The following is a 9,715-nucleotide window of genomic DNA, read 5'->3' as shown; positions in this document are numbered from 1 at the left end:
TACTAGTTTAGCGGGGATTTACCGGATAAAAATGGAGGAAATGTGGAAGAAATGTCAGGATATATAGAGATATCTGGTGAATATTGCAGTTTGGCGGCGTATCTATTGGTTAGCGTTCTAAAAGTATCAGTAGGTTGATAAATTTGGAAGCGAGTTAATAGGCCTAAATGTACTCTTTCTGCCACCACTTTATCTGTCTCTGAGAGTAAAAATATGATCAATGGAGTGAATGCTTATTTCCCCCCGACAATCAACGCTGGACCCATTACTGATCAAGAGTTGAACGCATGGCAAGGATACTCTGATGACTCACAAACTGAACAGACAGAGTTATCTGTCGGTGCGAAGAACCTGACATTATTCTGTGAAAAATCTGGCGCGCATGTTGTATCTCAACCCGTGCCGCCCGCGAACGATCATCAGGCTCAGTATGCCGAAACCTCTGCTGATCAACCTTTATTACCGGTAGAGAATCGGTGGGGGACTGCTATTAACATGCTGATGAGTTGCACGCTGATGAGTTGCACGCTGGCGGGTCGCACTTTATTATTCTCCACCATCGAAGCAGGACGTTATGTGGCCTATAATAATGCTGGGCCACTTGTTGAACAGATTGGTGGCACTATTCTCAACACCACAACTGAATATATTTCAAATAAACTTAGGGAGTATGTTTAGCCTGTTATATTTTTTAACTAAAAAGGTAGTGTGAGTTATTATCCTACCTTTTTAGTTAATGGGTTTTTAATCTTAGCCTCTAAACAGAACTTACCCGTTCGCTTTTATGCCAATACGGGTGTTAGGTTATTCTATTACTGATAAGTCATGGTCAATGTCGCACTGGCATGGGTATTGCCGGGGGTGACGGTATTGAAGGCGGTCGAATTACGCTTAAAATCAAAATGAGTATTCACTGAAATGTTCCCGCCGGGCGATGTGGCACATATAAGAGCTGCATAGGAGGTCGATGGCACAAATAGATAGCCCGCCACGGCAATAGTGAATAACCGACACGTTTTTGGGCTATTTTTTTGAATGCGCTTTTGATATTCCGCACAAGACGCGGTAATCGGGCCGCTATTTTGCGGCCCGACACTATTGAGGCGAGGAAGGTCAGATGACCATTGAGTGATTTTTAACCGAACAAAATCACCGATACAGCGTCTGCGCCCAGCGGGCTAACCCTGCGGTGACCGAGCCGAAGTCATTACCACCCACCAGCGGGATACCCGGCAGTTGCTGCTGTAAGGCGGCACGCAGTAACGGCGAGCGGGCGCTGCCGCCAGTCAGGTAAATCACATCCGGGGTGACGTGGCTGGTGGAGAGCGCGAGGCTGACTTGCTCCTGAATCCGTTGCAGCGGCTGAGAGATAGCCTCCGCCAGTTGCTGCTGGCTGATGGTCTGCCCCAGTTCCGGCTGGACAAAACTCAGTGCCGCAGCGACCTGCTGTTGCTCGGACAGCGCAATTTTGCTCTCTTCTGCGGCGCGCACGATGCGGTAGCTTAGGCGCTGTTGATACACTTTCAGCAGGCGCTCGACTTGCTGCGGGTTCGCGGCGTCACGAATCAAATCACGCAGGAAGCGGCCATTGGCGGTGCTGTAGAAGTCGCTTTGTGCTGGAACATCATTGGTAGCAACCGCATTCCAGTAAGGCAGCGACGGCATGGCAATACCTTTTTCGGTTTCGCCTCCCATACCAAACAGCGGCATCAGTTGCTTAAACGCCAACATGATATCGAGATCGTTACCGCCGACGCGGCAACCACTGTGGCCCAGCAGACTTTGCTGGCGATCTGCCAGCCCCTGCCATTTCGGCCCCATCAACAGCACCGAGCAGTCAGTGGTGCCGCCGCCGATATCCACCACCAATACGGTTTTCTCTTCGGTCAGTGTGGCTTCAAAATCCAGCCCTGCGGCAACCGGCTCAAACTGGAAGGCGATATCGCGAAAACCGGCACGTTGGGCGGCGCGCAGTAAAATACCCTCAGCCTGACGGTTGGCCTCTTCGCCACCGGAACCCTGAAAGTTGACCGGACGGCCAATCACCGTTTGGCTGATTTCAGCGGCCAGAACCGATTCTGCCTGCCGCTTAATGTGGAACATCATGGCGCAGACCAAATCCTCAAACAGCGCCAGTTGCTGTGGCTTCAGGCCGTTGGCCCCTAAGAAGGATTTAGGTGATTTGACAAAGTAAACTTCTTCCGGGTCTTCAATGTATTGCGCCAGTGCGGACAGGCCGAACATCAGACTATCGGCAGAGACCGGAATATCTTCTTCGCGGTTAAACGCCATGGCCCGGCGTAACAGTTGCTGGTTTTCGTCACTGCCAGTGGGTACCTGCCAGTGGCGGTGCAGGCACTCACTGACGGCTTCCCGCGTTGGCGCACATAGCATGGATGGCAGATAGACGTCATTATTTTCCAGTGTCAGCAATTCGGGGGCATCGCCCCGCATCACGGCAACCGAGCAGTTTGCTGTGCCGTAGTCAAATCCAATGAACATCATTGCTCCCCAGGCCAAATAAAAGGGCCCGACTTTACCCCAGAGTGGGCAGCGGAGCAATCGTCAAAGCAGGGATTTTTTTATCCTGAACGAGGGAATCGCGCCTAAGGGATAAAAATATTCCCTGCGGCGCTGTCGAGGGCGATGGAGGAAGCAAAAAGGGGGGCAGCGATGCACACTATTTGGCTGCGAAATAGCCGCTGTTCAGCACCTCAGACAGTGGTTGCGTGCGGCCAATGGTCTCGCCGTCGGCTAAATCGACACCAATCGCGATCAGCTTATTGAGGATCGGCGGTAATTCGGCTGGGCCTGCCAGTGTGGCGATACCGGCCCGCTGCGCCGTGCCGTTGATGATGGAGACCAGCACCTCATCCATTTGATTGATATGAATATGGGCAATTAAATCGCTATTGAATTTTAGGTAGTTGATGGTGTGCTCGGCCAATAACTCAAAATCGTTCAGATTGTGACCAAACTCTTTGACGATTAACTGACAACCCAGCTCTTGCAGCTTGGCGAGGAAATTACCAATCGCAAACGGGTATTGCAGCAAGGTGGATTCATCGACCATCCAGTACAAACTTTGCGGTGGCAACGGGGTCTGTTGCACCTGTGCCAGCAGTGACTGACGGAAATCCTCTTTAAGCAGCGCTAGCTCGGATAATGGGATCGCCAGTGCCAGCCCTTTGCGGCTAATCGCCTCGGCTTGCGTCACTAACAGTTGCTTGCACACCCAGCCATCGGCTTGCGGCAGTAAGCCATACAGCAGCGCGGCCTCCTGAAATGCCGCCTGGCTGACATTGATGTTCTGTGGCCGATTGAGCTCAAAACTGACCTGATAAAAGCAGACTGATAACGGTGTTTTAGGCGGTGCCGTCGGGGTCAGTTGCAGTGCCAGTTGGCTGTTGCTAAGGATATTTTCGACATCCTCTTTGCTCAGTAATTCGTGCTGTCGTGCCAACAACTGTTTTTGCCGTGGCTGATAGAGAAACACCTGACCACGGCCACTGTGTTTGGCGGTATAACAGGCGATATCAGCTTGCGCCATAATCTCACTGCGCTGATTGTTGTTGCTGCTGATTTGGGTCACCCCGGCGCTGGCCCCGATACGATAGAGCTTATCTTCCCAGTAGAAATGGTAGCCATTGATCATGGAGACCAGACTTTGGGTGATGGCTTTGGCGTGGGGTAGGGTGCAGTTGAGCATCAGTAAACCGAACTCATCCCCGCCGAGACGCGCGACACAGTCGCTGTTGCGTAAATGCTGGCGCATCAACTGGCTCAGCTCTTTCAGCAAGGCATCCCCAGCCGGATGCCCAGCGGTGTCGTTGATGGCTTTAAAATAGTCTAAGTCGAGGAACGCCAGCGCATGTTGCTGGTTGAGCTCGACACTGACCTGAATGGCCGCCTTCAACTTATTTTCAAAATTGGCGCGGTTGGGCAGGCCGGTCAGATTGTCGTGGGAGGCACTGTGACTGAGTTTGCGCATCATGGCGCGGGATTCGCCAACATCCTGGAACACCATCACCGCCCCGACCACCCCGCCTTCGAGGGTTTTCAGCGGCGCGACTGACTCCTGAATGTCATAATACTGGCCGTCGCGATGATGCAACACCATAGACTCATTCAGCGAAGAGTAAGGGCGGTGGTTGAGGCAGTGCTCGATTGGATTTTCAATTTCTGGCCCATCCACTCCGTTGGTCAGCTTGATGATATGGCTGACCGGCTGGCCCAGAGCGATGGTATTGGCCCAACCGGTCATTTTCTCGGCGACCGGGTTCATAAAGGTAATCTTCATCTCCTGATCGGTACAGACCACCGCTTCGCCGATGGAGTCTAGCGTGATATGCAACCGCTCTTTCTCTTCGTGCAGCGCTTCCGTCAGGTTTCTGATTTCGGTCATATCCAGCGTGGTACCCATCAGTCGCAGAATATTGCCGTGCTTGTCGCACACCATATTGGCCTGATTGCGCAGATGAACAATCTCGCCATTCGGCAACAACAGCCTGAACTCCAGCCGATAGGGCTGGCGCTGCTTGAGGGCCGCGTTATATTCACGATTGACCCGATTGATATCTTCTGGATGCACGTGTGTGCGCCAAACTTTATCGTCAACGGGGGTATGCAGCGGGATATGATAAAGCTCGTACATCCGTTTATCCCAGCTGATCACCTGCTTTCTCAGATCCAATTCCCAGATGCCAATGCCGCCCGCTTCGTTAGCCAACGTAATACGCTCCATCAAACGGCGGTTAATGATCTCGGTCTTTTTCAGGTCATTGATATCTTCGACCTGCGAGATGTAATAGAGCGGTTGTTGCTCGTGATCCCGCACCACACTCACCACCAACAGCGCCCATACTACCTCGCCATCACTGCGGATATAGCGCTTCTCCATCGAGTAGCTGGGGATACGGCCATGATACAGGTCATCGAGTAATTTCAGGTCAGCCGAGAGATCTTCTGGATGGGTGATTTGCTGGAAAGTCAGGGTGATCAAGGTTTCTTGACTGTAGCCCAGCAACTTGCACAGCGCTTGATTGACCTGTATCCATTTGCCTTCCGGCGAAACCAGCGCCATGCCGATAGCCGAATACTCCATAGCATTACGAAAGCGGTTTTCACTCTCAACGATATGCTCTTTTTCCATGCGGAAGGCGTGCATCACCATCGCCATGGCGTGCGGCGGGATTAGCACCATCAATAGCGGAATAAATGAGAAGGCTTGAACTGACATTTTGGTATCAGCCTGAAGGGTAAACAGGTTGAAATTGATCATTAGCGCAATCAGCAAGGTGGCCAGAAAACAGAGGGTAAATGTCTCCAGACGGGGCAGGCGGATTGCGGCCCAAATGAGCGACAGAATAACAAAGGTGAACGGAAAGGGCAGGTAAAGCAGGCCGATATAGCAGGCGGACAGCGATAGAATCATCATCCACATCATGTCAAACAGCGCTTTGGATTTGGTCGCGATATTAAAGTAACCACGGCGATAAAGTAGCCCCACTGGCCCAAGGGCCAACATACCGATGGCTTCGGACATAAACCACACCGTGAGCACCTGCCCAACGCTGCCATTTTGTGGTGACAGATACCAGGCCGCCGCCAGCCCACTGATGAGTGGGACGATAATCACGGTGCAAATCGAGAACTTGAGCCAACTGAACAGGCTATTGAGTGGGTCTTTCGGTTGCAGGAAGCGCCGCAGCAACCATGCACCGGCAGCCGATTCAGCCAGATTGATCAAGGTGAGTGGCAACGGGAACCAACTGACGCCATATAAAATAAAGTTGGCGGCAACAATACATATTCCCGCCGACAATAATTGCCACGACCAGTAACGCAAAGGGTGGTGGAATAGGGCCACCATGAGCACCGCAGTCGGGAACCACAACGGGGCCAGATTTTCTGATTGCTCAGAAAGACGGATACAAAAGAGTGCAAGCAAAAACACCACAATGCTGACGAAAGTGATGTGCAGAATGGTTTTATTATCAGGTGCCGGTTTTTCGGCCGCGCTGAGATCCATAGAACGCCCTATTTTGCTTGCAAGTATGCGGGTTATGATGAGAAAACCTCATCACATAAAAAATAAACCGCATTTAAAATACGGTCATATTCAAAAGTTTAGTATAGATGAGCACCGCCGAGTGTTGTTCGTTTTGTCAAATGCTCAATTTATTATTAATTCAAATAATATCTAGACTAAGAATAGGGTCGCCAGCCCCAGAAAGATGAAAAATCCGCCGGTATCGGTGATGGCGGTGATCATGACACTGGAACCGATCGCCGGGTCACGGCCTAATCGGGCCATGGTCATCGGGATAATCACTCCCATCAACGCCGCCATTAACAGATTTAGCATCATTGCTAAGGTCATCACACCGCCCATGGCGGGGTCGCCATAGAGCAGATAAGTGACCACCCCCATAATGCCGCCCCAGACCAAGCCATTAATCAGCGCCACACCTAATTCGCGGAACATCAGGAAGGTCACATTGCCTTGCTGAATATGGTGCAACGCCAAGGCGCGGACAATCATGGTGATGGTTTGATTGCCGGTATTACCGCCAATTCCGGCCACGATCGGCATCAACGCCGCCAGTGCCACCAATTGCGAAATAGTATCTTCAAATAAGCCGATGACCCGTGAGGCAACAAACGCGGTACAGAGGTTAATTGCCAGCCACGACCAGCGGGTGCGAACCGCGCGTCCTACCGGGGAGAACACATCCTCTTCCGGGCTTAAGCCCCCCATCCGTCTTAAGGTGGTATCGCTCTCTTCATTGACCACGTCGACGATCTCTTCGATGGTCAGGCGGCCCATCAGTTTGCCTTTGGCATCAATCACCGCGGCACTGATTAAGTCATAACGTTCAAACGCACCTGCCGCATCTTCCGCTTTCTGCTCGGGTTGGAAGGTGGTCGGATTGCTCTCCATCACCTCAAAAACTTGGGTATCGGGTGAGTTGAGTAAGATGGCGGTCAGTGGCAGTTCGCCGAGCAAGGTATTCTTGCGGTCAATGACAAAGATTTTATCTGTGGCGTCGGGGATGCTGCCCCGATAGCGCAAATAGCGGTGTACCGTCGCCAGTGTCACGTCTGCGCGTACCGTGACCAGCTCGAAATCCATCATCTGACCGACAGTGTCACGGCCATACTGGATCACTTCCCGCACACGGGCGCGCTGATCGGGGTCCAGTGAGGTGAGCAGGCGGCCCATCAGGTTACGTGGCAGATACTCGGCCAGATAAGCCTGCTCATCGACATGCAAGGTGCGCATCGCTTTCAGCAGGTCTTTATCGCTCATCTCTTTGATCAGGGTGTCCCACACCGTCTCAGAGACTTCAACTAAGGTTTGGCCGCGTTTCTCGTTTTTGACTAAGCGCCACAAGGCCAAACGTTCGTCATTGGGCAGGGCTTCAAGTAAGTCGGCAAGGTCGGCTGCGTGTAGGTCATCAAGCAGGTTTTTGATTTCTAATGTCTGTGCTGACAACTGCTCATCACTGAGCTTTTCGCGCTCGTCCTGGCGGCCAAGAATGCCATCAACCAAGGCTTTATTATTCAGTAACAGGGAAAGTATCCGGTTGCGTATCTCCGCCAGTTTTTTCGTATTATTTTTCGTTTTGTTCTTTATCACGGCAGAGAGTGGCGCAGGTATGATTGGTGCTGGTGACATAATGTGTCCTTGATTCGAAATTACCCTTCGTACTTGAAATTACAGGGTTGTTCGCTTGCACCTACGGGCTAAGATCAGTCTCATGAGGGCCGGCTGGTTCACCCTCTACCGACAGCTCGACCTGTTGCAACTGCTGGCGCTCTTGGTGATGAGAAATAGAGGCGACAGCCGCATACAATAAGCGACCAAATAGAATGAGGAAGCTCACTAGTAAGATTATTTTTGTTAGCTGTGTCGAGGGTCTTCGTCTCATATTTTCCCTGCGTCCTTGGCGCTGCAGCGGTGTTAGCTGCACTCGGTCACCCGAATCACTGACTTGGGTCAGCTCATCGGGATTCACTTGTTTGCTGCCTTGCTGCAACCCCAATGACTTTGGGAAAACCCTGGACCTTGGCGCTGCAGCGGTGTTAGCTGCACTCGGTCACCCGAATCACTGACTTGGGTCAGCTCATCGGGATTCACTTCGCTTACGCAGCCGGTGCCGCGTCATTTGCCTGTTCCGGTGCTTCTTCTTCCTCGATGATCAACTTCCAGCCCACCACATCATCCCAATAAGCCTGTTCACGCTCAAAATCCAGTTGCACTAGATTATTCTGTGCCAGATAACCGGCAGGGAAGCGCAATGTCCAGTGGCTATCATCGGTTATCAGACGCAGACTGTCCGGTGTGGTAGTCGACTGACGCTGATTATTCAGCAAAGTGCTTAAACGCAATAATTGAATTAACGGCAAATAATACTTTTTCTTGAATAAATTTAAGCGCGGCAGCTCATCCAGCTTAATGGCTTTACGATGCATCCGGACCAAGGTTGCCAAGAGTAATTGCTGCTCTTGATTGAAGCCCGGCAAGTTGGTGTTTTGCAGAATATAGGCAGAATGGCGATGCATCCCGCTGTGATTAATGCTCAGGCCCACTTCGTGCAACATTGCTGCCCATTTCAGCAAGGCTTCAAGCTGCGGTTGTACCAACTTGGTATTCTGTGCCAGCCACTGGGTATAAAGCTGCTCGGTGGTTTCCAGCACCCGACGAGCCTGTTCGCGATCGATATTATAGTGTTCAGCCAAGCTTTTAGCTGTGCGTTGACGGATATCCTGATGGCGGAAACGGCCTTCCATTTCATACAGCACGCCTTCACGTAGCGCACCGTCCGATAAACGTAACTCTTTGACAGCTAACGCATCGAACACACCACACAGGATAGCTAGACCCGGTACAAATACCGATTGGCGATCTTCTGATAGACCTGGCAGGCTCAGGGCCGAGAAGTGTTTGAATTGCAGCACTTGATCCACCAGCATCTCGAGACGTTCCGGCGTGATTAGGCCATCTTTCTCGCCCATCTCCACCAGCACTTCGTAGGTGGCTTTAATGGTGCCAGAGGCGCCCAGTGCATACTGCCAGCCTTGAATTCGGTATTGCCACGCCAGATTTTCCAGCTTTTGCGCTGCCGCCAGACGGGCGCGTTTGAAATTTGCTTTGCTGATTTCGCCATGGGGGAAAAACTGCTGGGCAAAACTGACGCAGCCCATGCGGCGACTCTCCACCAGCAGCGGTTCAAAGTCCTCGCCAATCACCAACTCAGTCGAGCCACCACCAATATCAATGACCAACTTGCGGCCTTTCTCCGGCTGCGTGTGTTCGACGCCCATGAAGATCAGACGCGCCTCTTCCTGACCGGAAATAATCTCGATAGGGTAGGGAATCACTTCGGCGGCGCGCTTGAGGAAGATCTCTGCATTCGCCGCCTGACGCAGTGAATGGGTGCCGACGATACACACGTTGTCCGGTGAGAAACCCTGCAAGCGCTCAGCAAACAGCGCCAGACAGGCCAGACCCCGCTCGATGGCTTCCTCGCTGAGCATATTATTGCTATCCAGGCCATCAGCCAGATGCACGCGCTGTTTTAGGCGGCCTAAAACCTGCAACGCGCCGTTGACGACGCGAGCGATCACCATATGGAAACTGTTAGATCCCAAGTCGATAGCCGCAATTTCCTGCGGTTTAGTGGTAGTCGAGTTATTGGTTAGCGGCATA

The 9,715-nt window shown here is 52.0% G+C and carries 6 protein-coding genes; 1 reads left to right on the top strand and 5 read right to left on the bottom strand.

Annotated features, from left to right (window positions below):
* The first annotated feature begins 213 nt into the window (after positions 1-213).
* A complete protein-coding gene (locus tag ACZ76_RS03565; RefSeq protein WP_048616876.1) occupies positions 214-678 on the top strand; it encodes a hypothetical protein in 465 nt (154 codons plus the stop codon).
* Between the two features lie 471 nt (positions 679-1,149).
* Here the strand turns inward: ACZ76_RS03565 and yegD are convergent, their stop codons facing one another.
* The 5 genes from yegD to ppx form a co-directional block, all read right to left on the bottom strand.
* Entirely contained in the window at positions 1,150-2,502 is a 1,353-nt protein-coding gene (gene yegD, locus ACZ76_RS03560) for a molecular chaperone (protein ID WP_048616874.1), read from the bottom strand.
* A gap of 178 nt (positions 2,503-2,680) precedes the next feature.
* Positions 2,681-6,031, bottom strand: coding sequence for a diguanylate cyclase (locus ACZ76_RS03555; RefSeq protein ID WP_048616872.1), 3,351 nt, complete (start codon positions 6,029-6,031; stop codon positions 2,681-2,683).
* Between the two features lie 171 nt (positions 6,032-6,202).
* Positions 6,203-7,681, bottom strand: a complete 1,479-nt coding sequence (gene mgtE / locus ACZ76_RS03550) for a magnesium transporter (protein WP_048616870.1) — start codon at positions 7,679-7,681, stop codon at positions 6,203-6,205.
* Between the two features lie 61 nt (positions 7,682-7,742).
* Complete coding sequence (locus ACZ76_RS19490; RefSeq protein ID WP_048620177.1) at positions 7,743-7,934, bottom strand: YfgG family protein; 192 nt, start codon at positions 7,932-7,934, stop codon at positions 7,743-7,745.
* 214 nt (positions 7,935-8,148) lie between these two features.
* Complete coding sequence (gene ppx, locus ACZ76_RS03540) at positions 8,149-9,714, bottom strand: exopolyphosphatase (RefSeq protein ID WP_048616868.1); 1,566 nt, start codon at positions 9,712-9,714, stop codon at positions 8,149-8,151.
* Position 9,715 lies beyond the last annotated feature (1 nt).

Origin of the sequence: Yersinia aleksiciae (genome assembly GCF_001047675.1) — a bacterium.
In the GTDB taxonomy this organism is placed as follows: domain Bacteria; phylum Pseudomonadota; class Gammaproteobacteria; order Enterobacterales; family Enterobacteriaceae; genus Yersinia; species Yersinia aleksiciae.
The sequence above is the reverse complement of the archived record's forward strand: the minus strand, read 5'-3'. Positions and strand labels throughout refer to the sequence as shown.

Coding starts and splice junctions, on each gene's coding strand:
- yegD (WP_048616874.1), bottom strand. CDS start 2,502: ATGTTCATTGGATTTGACTACGGCACAGCAAACTGCTCGGTTGCCGTG.
- ACZ76_RS03555 (WP_048616872.1), bottom strand. CDS start 6,031: ATGGATCTCAGCGCGGCCGAAAAACCGGCACCTGATAATAAAACCATT.
- ppx (WP_048616868.1), bottom strand. CDS start 9,714: ATGCCGCTAACCAATAACTCGACTACCACTAAACCGCAGGAAATTGCG.
- ACZ76_RS03565 (WP_048616876.1), top strand. CDS start 214: ATGATCAATGGAGTGAATGCTTATTTCCCCCCGACAATCAACGCTGGA.
- mgtE (WP_048616870.1), bottom strand. CDS start 7,681: ATGTCACCAGCACCAATCATACCTGCGCCACTCTCTGCCGTGATAAAG.
- ACZ76_RS19490 (WP_048620177.1), bottom strand. CDS start 7,934: ATGAGACGAAGACCCTCGACACAGCTAACAAAAATAATCTTACTAGTG.